This is a genomic window from Amycolatopsis nalaikhensis, assembly GCF_030264295.1.
Classification (GTDB): Bacteria; Actinomycetota; Actinomycetes; order Mycobacteriales; family Pseudonocardiaceae; genus Amycolatopsis; species Amycolatopsis nalaikhensis.
The window spans coordinates 1,028,948-1,043,295 of the sequence record NZ_CP127173.1 but is presented as its reverse complement, the minus strand read 5'-3'; the positions used below and the strand labels follow the sequence as shown (position 1 = coordinate 1,043,295).

Below are 14,348 nucleotides of genomic sequence, written 5' to 3'. Positions count from 1 at the left end.
CCGCCTGCAGCCGGCGGGAACCCCGTCGGGCACCCTCGCTGTGTCCGGTGTGGACGGTCAGGACGGGGCGCTTCAGCCGTCAGTCGGTGACGAACATGCCTTCGGGGACCCCGGCCATCTCGATCCCGCGCCAGATCGACCGCCACCGCGGCAGCTCGTGGTAGCGCCGCAGCGCCGCGATGCCGCCGAGCCAGCCCGCCCAGCCCGGGTACGGCGGGTTGTCCGGGTCGAAGCCGCTTTCCACCAACGTGAGCCGGGTCTTGCCCTCCGAGCCCTCCAGCTCCCACGCGTCCGTGATGCCGTCGGCGAAGCGCAGCGTCGCTTTGCGGCCCGGCTCGAACTCGACGAACGTGGCGCCGCCCGGGTCCAGGTCGAAGCCGCCCATCGCGAAGCGGCCGCCCAAGCGCGGCTCGATGTCCACGTTGGCGCCGAACCACTCGCGGAACCGTGCCGGCTGGATCATCGAGTCGAACACCTCGTCCGGTGCCGCGTCGATCACCACCGAAGCGCGCAGCTCGGTCGAGGTGAAGTCGCACTTCGGGGTCAGCTCGCGGCCGGACAGGTAGTCGGCCAGGTTGGCGATCGCCAGCGACCAGAACGTCTGCAGCGCGCCGCGGGCGCCGGCCTTGTCGGCGATGATGTCCTCGAAACTCGGCAGGTCGCTCTGGCTCAGCGTGACCAGCGTGCCGTCTTCGTCGTCGGCCAGCTCGATCTGCGAGATCGTCTCCACGCCTTCGACGGTCCAGGCGAGCCGGATCGTGCGCTCGTCGGCGTGCAGGACGCGCTGGTGCGGCTCGGCGCCGTCGGGCGTGTGGCGGCCCCAGAACTCGTATCTGCCCGGCAGGTCGACTTCGGCGTGGTCGGTGAGCCACACGCGCAGCGCGGCCGGGTCGGTCAGGGCCTCGTACACGACCTTCGGCGGGGCCGGCACGACCGCGCGCAGGCGCAGGTCAAACTCGGTCATCGGGATCTCCCTTCGGGTAGCAGGCGACGGCCAGGCGGAACGCGTCGCCCTCGGCCCCGCCGTAGCGGGTGAACAGGTCCTGCAGCGTCCCTTGCAGCTCGTCGAGGAACGCCTTGCGCTGCTCCGGGCGCACCCGGATCTCCCCGGACACCCCGATCGAGGGCAGGTCCGGCCGGCTGAGGTCGAGCGCGGCGACGTCCGCCTGCACCTCCTCCATCAGGTCCAGCAGGTGGCCGAGGCTGAGCCGGTCCCGGGTCTGCCGCAGCCCGATCCGCCCCACCAGCCGCGGCGACAGCCAGTACGACCGCGCGGCGGCCTGGTAGATCCCCTCGTGGATGCCCCGCACCCGGCGTTCGGCGACCTGCCGCACGAGCCCGGCCTCGACCAGCCGTTTGACGTGGTAGTAGACCCGCTGCGGCGACTGGTCCAGCACCCCGGCGACCTCGGTGCACGACCGGGGCTCGGCGAGCTGCCGCAGCACGTCGATCCGCTGCGGCTTGAGCAGGGCCTCGGCCTGCTCGATCTGCTCGAGGTAGACGACATCTCTCATGGCGAAAACGAGTCTTTATGTAAAAGAAGTTTTTGTCAATGGCAGGATCGGGCCCATGACCTCGGAAGAGCGCGCGAACGACTACGACGGCCTCGCCACCGCCTACACGGCCGAGAACGAGACCAGCCTGATGAACGCCTACTACGAGCGACCGGCGACGTTGGCCCTGGTGGGCGACGTGACCGGACGGCGGATCCTCGACGCGGGCTGCGGATCCGGCCCGCTGTCCGCGGCCCTGCGCGACCGGGGCGCGATCGTGACCGGCATCGACTCCAGTGCCGGGATGCTGGCGCAGGCCCGGCGGCGGCTCGGTGCCGACGCGGACCTGCGCGTCGCCGACCTGGCCGACCCGCTGCCGTTTCCCGACGACGCGTTCGACGACGTCGTGGCGTCCCTGGTGCTGCACTACCTGCGGGACTGGGCGCCGACGCTCGCCGAGTTCCGGCGCGTCCTGCGGCCGGGTGGTCGGCTGATCGTGTCGGTCGATCACCCCTTCGCGATCAACCTCATGCACCGCCAGTCCGGCCCGAGGCCCGACTATTTCGCGACGTACAACTGGACCGAGGAATGGACGTTGGACGGGAAAAGCGTCCCGATGAGCTTCTGGAACCGGCCGCTGCACGCGATGACGGACGCCTTCACCGCGGCCGGTTTCCGGATTTCGGTCGTCCACGAACCGCGGCCGGTGGCAGCCGCCCGCGAGCTGTTCCCCCAGGATTTCCCTGTCCTGGACACGTTTCCGAGCTTCTTGATCTTCGTCCTGCGGCTCGGCTGACCGCTGTTCGGGGCAGCGCAATCGAGGAGACGTCGGCGTTCCGCCCGGTCGGCACTATGGGAACACGCACGGCGAAGGTATGAGGAACGCATAGGACGGCAGTGAGTCGCACCCGATGGTGGGCCACGCCGACGCAGCCTCTAAGCCGGGCGTTTGTCCCGATAACCAACGAGGAAGGAACCACCCGGAAATGCTGGAGATCTTCGAGTCCTTCGAGAACGAGAACGAACTCGCCATCCTGGCGAACAACAACGTCGCCCCGGAAATCGAGTTCAGCTGGGACGAGGACTGATCCCACGATGATCGGATCGGTCCCCGGGGTGCGTCCCTAGCACACCCCGGGGGCCATCCGGCACGTCCAGGGTAACGCGCGCAGCGGCGTGGAGGAAGCAGATGTCATCTGAATGGATCGCCGGACACGTACGGGTCGTCGCCGACGGGCCGGACCGCTGCCTGCTGGTACCGCCGAGCCGGACCGTGCTCCGCGTCCGCGTCGCGGCCGGGCCGATGCGCGACTGGCTCGCGCTCCTGGACGGCACCCGGACCCGGGAAGAGCTGCTGGCCGTGGCGCCCGGTGAGTTCGCCGAGGTCTGGGCCGCCCTGACCCGCGACGGCTGCGTGCAGCCCGTCGCCGACACCGGCGACCGGTCCTGGTACCGGTTGCTCCCGCAAGCCCTGCGCACGCAGCGGCTGCGCGACTACCGGTTCCTCTGGCTCGGCCCGGCTGAGCCCGTGACGGCGCTGGCCGAGGCCTGGCAGGCCGCCGGACTGCGCACCGACGTCCGCGAATGCGCCCAGGACGACCTCCTCGCCGCCGCCGAACAGGCGCGGGCCGAGTTCGGGTCGCGGCTGGTCGTCTGCCCGGTTTTCCGCCACGCGACGGCGAAAACCGTGATCGCGCTCGACGACGAGCTCGAACGGCTCGACACCCTTCGCTTGGTCGTCCGGCTGTTCGACCACAAGGTCTTCGCCGGGCCCGTCATCAAGCCCGGCTTCGGCGCCACGATGTCGGACGTCTACCGCCGCCGGGAAGCCGCCGCGGCCTCGCCCGCGTTGTTCCTCGCCGAGCACGGGGATCCGCCGCCACCCGAGCCGGATTCGCTGCGGCCCGCGGAACTGCGCTGGGCCGCCGCGACGCTGGCCGTGCAGGCCGAACGCTGGCTCGCCGGGGCCGCGCGCGCCGAAATCCAGTCGGCCGAGCTGGTCCTCGACTGCGCGCACCAGACCGTCGACCACCACGGCGTCCTCGCCCTGCCCGACCAGGACCGGCGGCGCCCGGTCCGCCGCACCGACGCCTGGCACCTGCGCGACCCCGAGGCCGGGGTGATCCGGTCGGTGAAGACGCAGCCGACGCCGGCGCACTTCCCGCGTTCCCTGCACATCGCGGTCGCCCGCGCCGCCGACATGCGCCGGGTGATGGACTTCCCCAACGACCTGACGGCGTTCGGCTCCAGCTGGGAGAGCGCGGCGGCCGCCGAAGGCCCGGCGATCGGTGAGCTGATCGAGCGCTACTGCGCGAACTGGGTGTCGCCGCGGACGCCGATGGTGTCGGCGAGCTACACCGAACTCACGCGCCGCGGGCTGGCCGCGGTGGCGCCGGGCAGCCTCGTCGGCTACTCCGCCGCCCAGCACGCCGAGCGCGGGTTCCCGTTCGCCCCGCTGGCCGACGACACGACCGTGGCGTGGGTCCCCGGCCGCGGGCTGGTGAGCGGCGCCGAGCGGTGGGTCCCGGCGTGCTGGGTGTACGTGTCGTGGAACGCCGTCCGGCCGGACGGCGAACAACGGCACCTCTACCCGAACCTGTCGGGCATCGCGGGCGGGCGGACCTGGGCGGAAGCCGTCGCGAACGGCCTGTCCGAGACGATCGAGCGCGACGCCTCCATGGTGTGGTGGGCGAACACGCCGGTGCTGCCGCGGGTTCCGCTCGAGGAGTTCGCGCCGGAGCTCGCCACCGAGCTCGGCGACCGGTTCCGGACGGCGATCATCCCGCTCTCCGAGCGCTACGGCATGGCCACCGTCGCCGCCTGCGTGCAGGACGTGCGGTCGGACTTCCTGGCCATCGGGTTCGCGACCCGGCCCGGCTTCACCGAAGCGGCGCGGAAAGCGCTCGCCGAAGGCGTCGGTCTGCAGTGGACCGGGCTGACGATGGCGGGGGCGCGGCCGGGCAGCGCGCAGGCGAACGTCCTGTCCGCGCAACGGAACCTCAAGCCGTTCCGCGAGGACGCCCGGTACCTGGACTCCTACCGGCCCGACTTCCGGGACGTCAAGGACCTGTCCTGCCAGCTGCAGATCTACCTGGACCCGCGGGCGGGCGCGTACGTCTCGCCGTGGACGCTCGACGTCCCCGCCGGCCCCCGCCCGGCCGAACCGGCGCGGGAACCCGAATCCGCCGACGCGCTGATCGCGCAGGTCGCCGGGGCGCTGCGGGCGGAGTTCGGCGAAGAACCGATCGCCGTCGACCTGACCACGCCGGACGTCGCCGAGGCCGGGTTCTCGGCGGTGCGCGTGCTCAGCCCCGGCCTGGTGCCGAACTTCGCGGCGGCGTTCCCGCAGTGGGGCCGCGACCGCGTGCGCCGCGCCGCCGTCGACCTCGGCTGGCGCGAGACGCCGCTGCCCGAGGCCGAGCTGAACCGCTTTCCGCTCGCGCACTACTGAGGAGGCCGGATGTTCGCCCGCTGGACGCAGCTCGACCTGACCCGCATCCCGCGGGGCCGGTCCGTGCTCGCCTCCGTCGCCATCGACTCGGTGGCCAGTGGTGCCCTGCTGCCGTTCGTGCCGCTGTACTTCGTCTTCCGGGCCGGGCTGTCCCAGTCCGCGGTCGGCGTGCTGATGACGCTGGCCGCGATCCTCGCCCTGCCCGCCGGGACCCTGACCAGCCGGTTCGTCGGGCGGTACGGCTCGGCGCGCTGCCTCGTGGTCATCAACTGCGTGCGGGCGCTGGCCGCGGTCGGGGCGTTGTTCGCGACCAGCCGGCTGCTCGCGCTGGTCGTCCTGCTGCTGTCGACGGCGGGGGACAACGCCTTCTGGGCGGGCAACTCGACGTTCGTCGCGGACATCACCGGGGACCAGCGGCGCCGGTGGTACGCGCTGGAAGGCAGTATCCGCAACGCCGCCATGGGGCTCGGCGCCCTGGCAGGCGGGGTCATCGTCGGGTTCGCCGGGAACGGCGGGCTGACCGTGTTCATGGCGCTGAACGCCGTGTCGTTCCTGGTCGCGGCCGTGCTCCTGCGCGGGGTGCGGACGACGCCGCGGGTCACCGGCGGCGACCGGCCCGCCCGCGCGTTGTCCGTCTACACCGACGTCAAGTTCAGCGTCTTCCTGATCGCCTCGGTGCTGCTGGTGGTGCCGCTGCTGGCGATGCCGTCCGTGCTCACGCTCTCCCTGGTCCAGAAAGGACAGTGGGGTGCCGGGCTGGCCGGGGTGCTGATCGCGCTCAACGTCGTGATCCTCGTGCTGACGCTGCCGGTGGTGTCGCGGCGGGTGGAGCGCTACCGGCACCGGACGGTGATGATCGCGGCGGCGCTGTCGATCGCGGCCGGTGCCGCCGTGCTCGGCGTCGGGTTCCTGCTGCCCACCTGGGGAACGGCGGTGTGCGCGGTGGTCGGCATGGTCGGGCTGACCGCCGGCGAGCTGCTCAGCACGTCGGTGATGAACGACTTCGTGGCCCGGATCGCGCCACCCGCGCGGCTGGCCCAGTACATGGCGGCCTACCAGCTCGGCTGGGCCGCGGCCGGGCTGCTCTGGCCGGTGGTCATGCTGTCGCTGACCGCCCGGGGCGGGACGGTGGTGTGGCTGGTGACGGCGGCGTGCGGCGCGGTCGCCGCGGCCGCGTGCACGCTGGTCCGCCCGGCGCCCGTGGCGGTGGTCCGGTGATCGTCGTCGAGCGGCAGCCGGGCCGCGCACTGCAGACGGTCTGCCTCACCTTCGGGCGCGGGCAGCGCGACGAGCCGCTGCCAGGCCTGGCGCACCTGGTGGAGCACGTGTTCCACTGCCGGGGAACCGGCGGGTCGGCGCAGTTCTTCGCGGCGCTGCGCTCGGCCGGGGCGATCTGCAACGCGTACACGGGCGCGGACTACGTCCAGTTCTGGGTGAGCGCGCCCCCGGCCGGGCTCGGGCACTGGGCGCGGATCGCGCGGCGGCAGCTCGCCGATCCGGTGCACGAGCCGGAAACGGTGCGGCGCGAGCTCGACGTCATCGCGCAGGAGGTGGCGAGCAAGGTGCTGCGGCACCCGCAGCGCGGGTTCAGCACGCAGTACAACCGCGCGGCCCTCTTCGACGACGAAGCCAACGCGCACAGCGGTTTCGTCGACAACCCGGCACTGCGGGACCTGACTCCCAGTGACGTGGCCGACGGGTTCCGGTTCTTCCTCGACCCGGCGGTCGCGCAGATCGCGAGCGTCGGGCCGCTCGGGTCGGCCGAGCTGGTGGAGCTGCTTTCGCCGGTGCTCGAGGTGCTCGAGGGCGGTGCCGTGCCGGACGCGCCGCGGCCGCACGAGCTGAGCGGGCCGCGGGTGGTCCGGATCGACCGGGCCGACGACTCGCCGCATGCCCACGCGGTGTGCTTCCCGGTGGTCCGGACCGGACCGTGGCTGACGGACCTCGCGGTGGCCCAGGTCGTCGCCGCGCTGCTCGGCCAGGGCGGCGGCCGGTCGCTGGCCGGCCGCCGCGCGCCCGCCGGATCGAGCGTGACGGCACGGGTCGGGATCAGCGGCGACCCGAACGAGGACCGCTCGCCGACGTGCCTGACGGTCGAGGCGACGGGGGAGACGGAGTGGCTGCCGGACGCGCTGACGTCCGCGCTCGGGACGCTGGCCGACGGGCTCGACCCGGCGGTCGTGGCCGACGCCGCGCGCTGGGTGCGCATCGGGGCGGTCAAGCGGTTCGACCGGGCGGTGTCCCGCACGCGCGCCGCCACCTGGCTGCGGATGTTCGCGCGCGCGTCCGTCACCGACTACCTCGCCGCGCTGTCCGATGTGGACACCGAGCGGGTCGCGAAGCTCGCGGTGGAGCTGGCCGCGCACGGAGGCCGGGAGATCGTGCTGTGACCGCGGTCTTGAACTGCTTGCCACAGCCGATCGCGACCGCCTGGCCCGCCGCCGCGGTCTACCGGTCCGGGATCGCGTCGGGGCTGGCGCACGTCCGGGTGACGCTGGCGTCGGCCGGCGCCGCGACGCCGGTCGCCGAGGCGTGGAAGCGGGCGGTCGTCGCGCGGCCGGAGTGGCGGGGGCTCGCCGCGCGCACCGGCGGCGGGGTGGGCACGAAGGTCCTCGCCGGGAGCCCGGCGTTGTCGTTCACGGTGACCGAAGACCGGCTCGGCGAACTGCTCGGCTTTCTCGACGACACGGCGTTGACCTGGGCGGACCTGGACGTCACCGCCGCCGGACGCGCGGGGACCCCGCGGCTCGCCGCCCGCAAGCTCGCCGCGGCCGACGGCACGGGCGCCCGGCCGGAAGGGCCGCTCCGGACGCACGTCACGGTCCTCGCCGACGTCGACGGAACGCCCGAACCCCTGACGATTCGCGAAAAACCGGCGGAAGCCCCGGTGCCGGGCGGCGGTGAGACGCACCGGGCCGGAACCGGCGACCAGACGTGGTACGCGGTGTGCTGGAGCCTGCCGCCGGTCGACGCCGGAGAGGCCGCGGCGGCGGAGCTGTTCCTGTTCGCGGTGGCCGGGGCGCCGTTTTCGCCGCTGTACCAGGCACTCCGCGACGACCTCGGGATCACCTACGGCTTGCGCACGAGCGTCCAGCGCCGTCCGGGCGACGCACGGGCGTGGCTCGAACTGGCCTTCCCGACGGCGCGTGAGGCCGAGGTGCGGGCCGCGATCGAGCGGGTGCTCGGCCACCCCGGCGTCGGACGGTGGATGGAGAACGCGCGGAACGTGCTGCTGTCGTCGGTGCTCGCCGCGCTCGATCACGGGAGCGGGCAGGCGGACGCGCTCGCGTTCGGGCACCTCATCGGCGATCCGGCACACTCGTGGGCGGTGGCGGACCACCTGGGCGCCGGCGGGCTGCTCGACCGCGTCCCCAGCCGGCTGGGCACGCTCGCGACCGCGAACGTCGGCAGCTACCAGGCGTGAGGAGGGGGACTGTGCGGATCCGAGCGGCTGTCGAGGACGACCTGACCGCGATCGCCGAGGTGGGGCACCGGACGTGGCCACCCACGTACGAACCCTTGGCGGGCAAGGAGTACGTGGCGAACGGGCTGGCCCGGTGGTGGTCCGCCGACCTCCTCCGCCAGGCCGTGGCGCGCACGTTCGTCGCGGAGGACGCGGCCGGGGCGGTCGTCGGGATGACCAGCTACGGCGAGGTCGACGATCGCGTGGTCGTGTGGAAGCTCTACGTCGTGCCGGAAGCGCAGCGGTCGGGCGCCGGGAGCGCGTTGCTGCGCGAGGTGCTCGCGGCGGCGGACGGCCGGGCGGTGCGGCTCGCCTACATCGACGGCAACGACCGGGCGGCGAAGTTCTACGCCGGCCACGGCTTCGCGTACCTGAGGCGGGAGCCCGACGCGAACGGCGGCCCGGATTCCGTGTGGCTGGAGCGGGCCGCGTCGCGTCCGTGACGGTCGTCAGGCGACGACGACCACTTTGCCGTGCACCGCGCCCTCGGCGGCCCGTGCGTGCAGCTCGGCCAGCTCGGCCAGCGGAACCCGCTCGGCGACGTCGATGCGCAGCTCGCCGCGGTCGACCTGGCCCACCAGCTCCGCCAGCTGCCCGGCGTCGCTGCGGACGTAGAGGTCGATGCCGCGCACGCCGCGTGCCTCGTCCGACGGCGCGGGCATCCACACCGTCGTGTTGACCACGGCCCCGCCCGGCCGGACGAGGGTGACCAGCGCGGCCAGCTCCGCCGGGTCGACCGGCGCCAGGTTGAGCACGAGGTCGACGGGCTCGGTCACGGCCGCGGTCACCGGGGTGGCGGTGTGGTCGACGACCTCGTCGGCCCCGGCCGCCTTGACCGCGTCGCCGCTGCGCGCGCTGGCCGTGGCGATGACGTGGGCGCCCGCACCCTTGGCCAGCTGCACGGCGTAGCCGCCGACCGCGCCACCGGCACCGTTGACCAGCACGCGCTGCCCGGACCGCAGCTGACCGTGGTCGAACAGGGCTTGCCGCGCGGTCAGCCCGACCACCGGCAAGGCGGCGGCGTCGGCGAGCGGGACGGACCGCGGCGCGGCGGTCAGGACGTCGGCCGGGGCGAGGACGAACTCCGCGGCGGCGCCGGGGCGGTCCATCGGCAGGAAGCCGATGACCTGGTCGCCGACCCGGAAGCCGTCGACGCCGTCGCCCAGGGCGTCGACCGTGCCGGCGACGTCGAGGCCGGGGGTGTGCGGCAGGACGACCGGGATGGGGTCGCGCATGAAGCCACCGCGGATGTTTCCGTCGACGGAGTTGAAGGACGTCGCGGCGACGCGGACGCGGACCTGCCCGGCGGCCGGGACCGGCTGCTCGGCGTCCTCGTAGCGCAGGACGGTGGGGTCGCCGTACTCGTGGAAACGCACTGCCTTCATCGGAGTCTCACCTTCGTCGGTTCGCTTCGAATTCGAAGCAACTGGAAGCGACGGTACAGCTGCTTCGAATTTGAAGCAAGTGACGTCGGTCACGACCTGTTCGAATTCGAAGCAGTAGGCTGACGGGCATGGCTGACTCATCCCCGTCGCTCGACCCCGTGGAGCTGGGCGCGTACTTCGACCTGATCGAGGTGACGAGCCTGCTCCGGCACGCGGTCGAGCAGCAGCTGCGCGAGGCGGGTGAGCTGAGCTACGTGCAGTTCCAGCTGCTGGCCCGGCTCGGGGACGCCCCGTCGGGCAGCCACCGCATGACCGACCTGGCCGACGGCGTGGTCTACAGCCGCAGCGGCTTGACGTACCAGGCGGGGTTGCTCGAGAAGGCGGGTCTGGTGATCCGCACACCGTCTCCGGACGACGAGCGGAGCACGACGGTCACCATCACGGAGGCCGGGCGTGAGCGGTTGGCCGCGGTGCTGCCGGGACACATCGAGGTGGTCAAGGGCTTGCTGTTCGAGCCGCTGTCGCGTGACGACGTGACGGCGCTCGCCGGGTTGCTGGCGCCGGTGCGGGAACACATGCGGGCGACGCCTCCGCGGTCCGCCGCGCCCCGGCGTCGTGGGAAAGTCAGCTGATTCGTCCGGCGGCGGCGCAGCGACGATGGTGGCCACCGACGTCAGCCCGCACCGGCCGCTGCTGGTCGACGGGGTGGACGGCAGCTTGCACGCGCTGCACGTGAGCGTCGATCTCGAAAGCGGAGCGTGGATCGAGGAGTACGTCGAGGCCGTCGCCGCCGGAGGGGCGGTTCCCGACCACGTACGCTCACGTTTGCCGCGGCGGCCGGTCGGGCGCGCCGCGCGGTGGCGGTTGTCGGGGCCGAACCCCGAACCAGGCTGATCGGGCGGAGAAGGGGAGGCTGACGCCAGTGGCACGGCTGCACGTCGGCTGCGCGATGTGGACCCACAAAGCCTGGCCGGGACGGTTCCTGCCGCCGTCCCTCCCGGCGGTCGAACGTCTGCGCGCCTACGCGAGCTGGTGCAACGCCGTCGAAGGCAACACCACCTTCTACGCCACCCCCGCCCGGACCACCGTCGAGGCTTGGGCGCGGCAGACCGACGCCGACTTCCGGTTCGTGGTCAAGATTCCCAAGGTTGTCACGCACGAACGGCGGTTCGCCGGGGTCGAGACCGAGATGCGGGCCTTCCTCGACGCGCTCGAACCGCTCGGCGACCGGGCCGTCCTCTGGACCCAGCTGCCCGGCTCCTTCGGCCCGTCCGACGTCGATGCCCTCCGCCGCTTCCTGCGCCGCCTTCCCGCCGATCGGCGCCGCGCGGTCGAGGTGCGGCACCCCGGGTTCTTCACCGACGCCCGGTCGACGTCGCTGCTGGAGAAGGCGCTCGCCGACGCCGATGCCGAATGGGTTCCCTTCGACACCACCGTCTTCTTCCAGCGGCCGCCGGCCAGCGAAGCCGAGCAGGACGCGTGGGCCAAGAAACCGCGGCTGCCGCGGCGGACGCGCGCGCTGACCGATCGGCCCGTCGTCCGGTACCTGGGGCGGGACTCGGTCGAAGAGACCGTCGAGGGGTGGCGGCCGTGGACCGAGGTCGTCGCCGCCTGGCTGCGGGAAGGCCGGTCGCCGACCGTTTTCGTGCACACTCCCGACAACGACGACGCCCCGGCCCTCGCCCGCCGCTTCCACGACGACGTGCGTGCGCTCGTGCCCGGCCTGGAACCCCTGCCCGAGCCGGAGCCGGTCGAACCCGCGACCCTGTTCTAGCCGTTCCCGGCCGGGAGTCCGGTCAACCGGGTCACCGCCGTGAAGCCGTCAGGGGTCCCGGGCCAATGGGCGCGAACAGCCTCGAGCCCAGCGCGGCGAACCACCCCGCGCAACACGGCCGTGACCACGATGGCGTCGTCCGCGTACCCCAGCACCGGGATGAAATCCGGGATCAGATCGATGGGCAACGCCAGATAAGCCAGCAACAACCCGAGCCGGATCCGGACACCGCGCGGCAAGTCCTTGTCCGCCGCCAACCGCCGGATCAACCGCAGCACATCCGGCAGCAGCCGCAACGCCTCGCGCAACAAGCTGCCGCGCGGACGGATCACGAGCAACGCCACGACCAGCGCGAGCCACGCCAGCACCAGGGCGGCGGCCACCCCGATCAGCAGGTCCCACCAGAACGACCCGGTCATGACGGCTCGACCGCGCGCAGCCGCGGCGCCGCACGATCCGGGGAATCGGCGCGCAGCGCGGCTTCCTCGAAGGCCGCGAGGTCGGCGGCCACCCGCTCGACGGCGTCGCGGGCCGACTCGCCGACCGGGGCGGCGAAGTAGTCGCGGGCGGCGATCTTGCCCAGCCAGCTGCGGAACCGCTGCAGGTCCGCTTCGGACTCCTCGACCTCGGCGTACGTGACGTTACCGCGAGCCTGCTCGTCGGCGAGCTCGCGACGCAGCTCGGGCAGCCGCCCGAGGACTTCGGTGTACTCCGTGTCGCGGGCGGCGTTCAGCTCGGCGATCACCGACCGCTCGTCGGCCGGGTCGGTGAACGTCATCGGCAGGACCCGCGCCGTCCCGCCCTGGTGCCGGACGCGGTCGGCCAGGCGGCGGACCTCCCGGACCACCGCCGGCCGGGCGGGCAGCAGGCACACCGACTGCTGCAGGTAGAGCGCGCCCAGGGAGCGGAGTTTGCGCCAGACCTGCACGCGCAGCGAGTCGGGCGCGCCGGCGGTGGACACGCTGATCACCAGCCAGCCCGGCTCGGGGGTTTCGACAGTCACGGCGCTACGTTACGTCCGTAACAAGGCGTTGGTCCAGTTGTAACGCGGAAACCGGGTGGGCGGCGATCGTCGCCGCCCACCCGGTGGGGTGTCCGCTCAGGCCAGGACCGGGCGGCCCAGGGGCAGCGGCTTGCCACCCGTCGCGGCGGACACCGCGCCGGCGAACAGGTACACCCCGACCGCCGTGAACGCGAAGACGGCGTACCCGCCCGCCGTCGTGGCCGCGGTCGAACCGGCCACCGTGCCGTACAGCACGAGCGCCAGCGCGAGGTCGACCAGCACGAACAGCACCGTGAACGCGGCGGGCAGGCGCAGGGTGGTCAGGGTCAGCAGGCCGATCGTGACCAGCCAGGCGATCAGGAACAGGCCCTGCGTGGCGGTCGCCGCTTCGGGCGTGATGCCGAACCAGCCGTGGATCAGCCCGAGCACCAGGGCCGCGTAGCTGAGCCAGAAACCGGCGAAGATGCCGAACACGGAGGCGACGGCGCTTTCCCCGAGCGCGGCTGCCCAGACCGCCGCGACGAGCTGGCCCACGCCGGTCGCGGGCAGGATGATCGCGATCGACGCGCCGACCGCGGCGGCCGGGACGTAGCCGGTCAGCACCAGGCCGAGCGCGGTCGCGCCGACGATGAAGGTGGGTACGCCGATCAGGGCGGGGTCGCCCGCGGGCGCGGATTGCACCGGGGCTTCGGTGGCGATGGCGGTGGTGGTCATCGGTTACTCCTCGTTGAGCTGCGGATGATCCTCGAAGCAAGGGGCGGGGAAGGAGAGACGGGAAGGCGGCCCTACCGGGATTCGGGCCACAGGCGCGACAGCTCGGGGTGGTCGTCGTCGAGCAGGCGGTGCGCCAGCGCGATCGCCTCTTTCGGGTCGATCTGGTCGAACTCGGGATCCCCGTTGGCGATGCCTTCGAAGGCGTCCGCCAGTTCGTTCGCCGCGGCGGGGGACAGGCTGGTGTCCTGACTGCATTCCACGTAGCGCAACCGGATCACCCCGGCGGCCTGCAACATCAAGGCGCAGTAGGTGTCGTGCGCGCCCGACTTGGCGGTTTCCACGACGGCGCTCCCTTCTCTCGGCCGGGTCTGCTCAGCGGGTGGCGTGCTTCTTCAGTTCGGCCGCGGCGGCGCCGGGGTCGGTGGCGTTGTAGATCGCGCCACCGGCGACGGCGACGACGGCTCCGGCTTCACGCACGGCGCCGATGGTGTCGACCTTGACGCCACCGGCGATGGAGAACGGGACTCCGGCGAGGCGGCCGTCTTCGAGCAGCTGCTGGATGCTGTAGCCGGGGCGGGCCTGCTCGTCCAGCCCCGCGTGAATCTCCACAAAGGAGACACCCAGCTTCGCGACCTCCTGGATGCGGGCGACGCGGCCGTCGACGACACCGATCATGTCCGCGACGACCTGCTTGCCGTACTTCCGACCGGCCGCGACCGCACCACGGATCGTGTCGTCGTCGACGGTGCCCATGACGGTGACGAGGTCGGCACCGGCTTCGAAGGCGAGTGCGGCTTCCAGTTCACCGGCGTCAGCGGTCTTCAGGTCGGCGAAAACCAGCTTGTCCGGGTGGGCGGCCTTGATGGCGCTCACGGCGGCGATACCGGCGGATTTCACCAGCGGGGTCCCGAGTTCGAGGATGTCGACGTGCTCGGACACCTGGTTGGCCAGGGTCAACGCCGAGGGAAGGTCCAGAACGTCCAAAGCCACCTGCAGCTGCACGGCAATTCTCCTCATCGGTACGGGATCTGCTGAGTCCAGCAACCATCACCCGGCCCGCGAACC

At 72.6% G+C, this 14,348-nt stretch carries 17 protein-coding genes; 9 read left to right on the top strand and 8 right to left on the bottom strand.

The window, feature by feature from the left end:
* Positions 1-79: 79 nt before the first annotated feature.
* Together QP939_RS05125 and QP939_RS05120 are read right to left on the bottom strand one after the other, a co-directional pair.
* Positions 80-964, bottom strand: a complete 885-nt coding sequence (locus tag QP939_RS05125; protein WP_285455381.1) for an SRPBCC family protein — start codon at positions 962-964, stop codon at positions 80-82.
* Entirely contained in the window at positions 951-1,514 is a 564-nt protein-coding gene (locus QP939_RS05120; RefSeq protein WP_285455380.1) for a winged helix-turn-helix domain-containing protein, read from the bottom strand. The genes QP939_RS05125 and QP939_RS05120 overlap by 14 nt, the downstream gene beginning before the upstream one ends.
* A 55-nt stretch (positions 1,515-1,569) precedes the next feature.
* Here QP939_RS05120 and QP939_RS05115 point away from each other — a divergent pair, with 55 nt between their 5' ends.
* The 6 genes from QP939_RS05115 to QP939_RS05090 all read left to right on the top strand — a co-directional run bounded on the left by QP939_RS05115 (position 1,570) and on the right by QP939_RS05090 (position 8,850).
* Positions 1,570-2,289: a class I SAM-dependent methyltransferase gene (locus QP939_RS05115; RefSeq protein ID WP_285455379.1), complete on the top strand. Its 720-nt coding sequence runs from the start codon at positions 1,570-1,572 to the stop codon at positions 2,287-2,289.
* A gap of 393 nt (positions 2,290-2,682) precedes the next feature.
* Positions 2,683-4,944: a YcaO-like family protein gene (locus tag QP939_RS05110; RefSeq protein ID WP_285455378.1), complete on the top strand. Its 2,262-nt coding sequence runs from the start codon at positions 2,683-2,685 to the stop codon at positions 4,942-4,944.
* Between the two features lie 9 nt (positions 4,945-4,953).
* Entirely contained in the window at positions 4,954-6,162 is a 1,209-nt protein-coding gene (locus QP939_RS05105) for an MFS transporter (protein WP_285455377.1), read from the top strand.
* Positions 6,159-7,334 (top strand): M16 family metallopeptidase, encoded by a 1,176-nt coding sequence (locus QP939_RS05100; protein ID WP_285455376.1) that lies wholly within the window; start codon positions 6,159-6,161, stop codon positions 7,332-7,334. The genes QP939_RS05105 and QP939_RS05100 overlap by 4 nt, the downstream gene beginning before the upstream one ends.
* Positions 7,331-8,368 carry an insulinase family protein gene (locus QP939_RS05095; protein WP_285455375.1) on the top strand — a complete coding sequence of 346 codons (1,038 nt, stop codon included), beginning with the start codon at positions 7,331-7,333 and terminating at the stop codon, positions 8,366-8,368. Before QP939_RS05100 ends, QP939_RS05095 begins: the two co-directional genes overlap by 4 nt.
* Positions 8,369-8,379: 11 nt before the next feature.
* Entirely contained in the window at positions 8,380-8,850 is a 471-nt protein-coding gene (locus QP939_RS05090) for a GNAT family N-acetyltransferase (protein ID WP_285455374.1), read from the top strand.
* Between the two features lie 6 nt (positions 8,851-8,856).
* Here the strand turns inward: QP939_RS05090 and QP939_RS05085 are convergent, their stop codons facing one another.
* Positions 8,857-9,792, bottom strand: coding sequence for an NADP-dependent oxidoreductase (locus tag QP939_RS05085; protein ID WP_285455372.1), 936 nt, complete (start codon positions 9,790-9,792; stop codon positions 8,857-8,859).
* Positions 9,793-9,920: 128 nt separating this feature from the next.
* Between QP939_RS05085 and QP939_RS05080 the strand changes: the two genes are divergently transcribed.
* From QP939_RS05080 to QP939_RS05070, 3 genes are read left to right on the top strand one after another with little or no spacing between them, the layout of a single operon-like run.
* Positions 9,921-10,424, top strand: coding sequence for a MarR family winged helix-turn-helix transcriptional regulator (locus QP939_RS05080; protein ID WP_285455371.1), 504 nt, complete (start codon positions 9,921-9,923; stop codon positions 10,422-10,424).
* Between the two features lie 25 nt (positions 10,425-10,449).
* Positions 10,450-10,686 carry a hypothetical protein gene (locus tag QP939_RS05075; RefSeq protein WP_285455370.1) on the top strand — a complete coding sequence of 79 codons (237 nt, stop codon included), beginning with the start codon at positions 10,450-10,452 and terminating at the stop codon, positions 10,684-10,686.
* A 28-nt stretch (positions 10,687-10,714) separates the two neighbouring features.
* Entirely contained in the window at positions 10,715-11,566 is an 852-nt protein-coding gene (locus QP939_RS05070; RefSeq protein ID WP_491624963.1) for a DUF72 domain-containing protein, read from the top strand.
* Here QP939_RS05070 and QP939_RS05065 read toward each other — a convergent pair.
* The 5 genes from QP939_RS05065 to hxlA form a co-directional block, all read right to left on the bottom strand.
* Entirely contained in the window at positions 11,563-11,985 is a 423-nt protein-coding gene (locus QP939_RS05065) for a YkvA family protein (RefSeq protein WP_285455369.1), read from the bottom strand. The genes QP939_RS05070 and QP939_RS05065 overlap by 4 nt on opposite strands.
* A complete protein-coding gene (locus tag QP939_RS05060) occupies positions 11,982-12,569 on the bottom strand; it encodes a Chromate resistance protein ChrB (RefSeq protein WP_285455368.1) in 588 nt (195 codons plus the stop codon). The genes QP939_RS05065 and QP939_RS05060 overlap by 4 nt, the downstream gene beginning before the upstream one ends.
* A 96-nt stretch (positions 12,570-12,665) precedes the next feature.
* On the bottom strand, positions 12,666-13,283 hold the full coding sequence (locus tag QP939_RS05055) for a GPR1/FUN34/YaaH family transporter (RefSeq protein ID WP_285455366.1): 618 nt from the start codon (positions 13,281-13,283) through the stop codon (positions 12,666-12,668).
* A 71-nt stretch (positions 13,284-13,354) separates the two neighbouring features.
* A complete protein-coding gene (locus QP939_RS05050) occupies positions 13,355-13,624 on the bottom strand; it encodes a hypothetical protein (RefSeq protein WP_285455365.1) in 270 nt (89 codons plus the stop codon).
* A 31-nt stretch (positions 13,625-13,655) separates the two neighbouring features.
* The gene (hxlA, locus tag QP939_RS05045; RefSeq protein ID WP_285455363.1) at positions 13,656-14,285 is read right to left on the bottom strand and encodes a 3-hexulose-6-phosphate synthase; all 630 of its coding nucleotides are present in this window, start codon (positions 14,283-14,285) and stop codon (positions 13,656-13,658) included.
* Between the last annotated feature and the right edge of the window lie 63 nt (positions 14,286-14,348).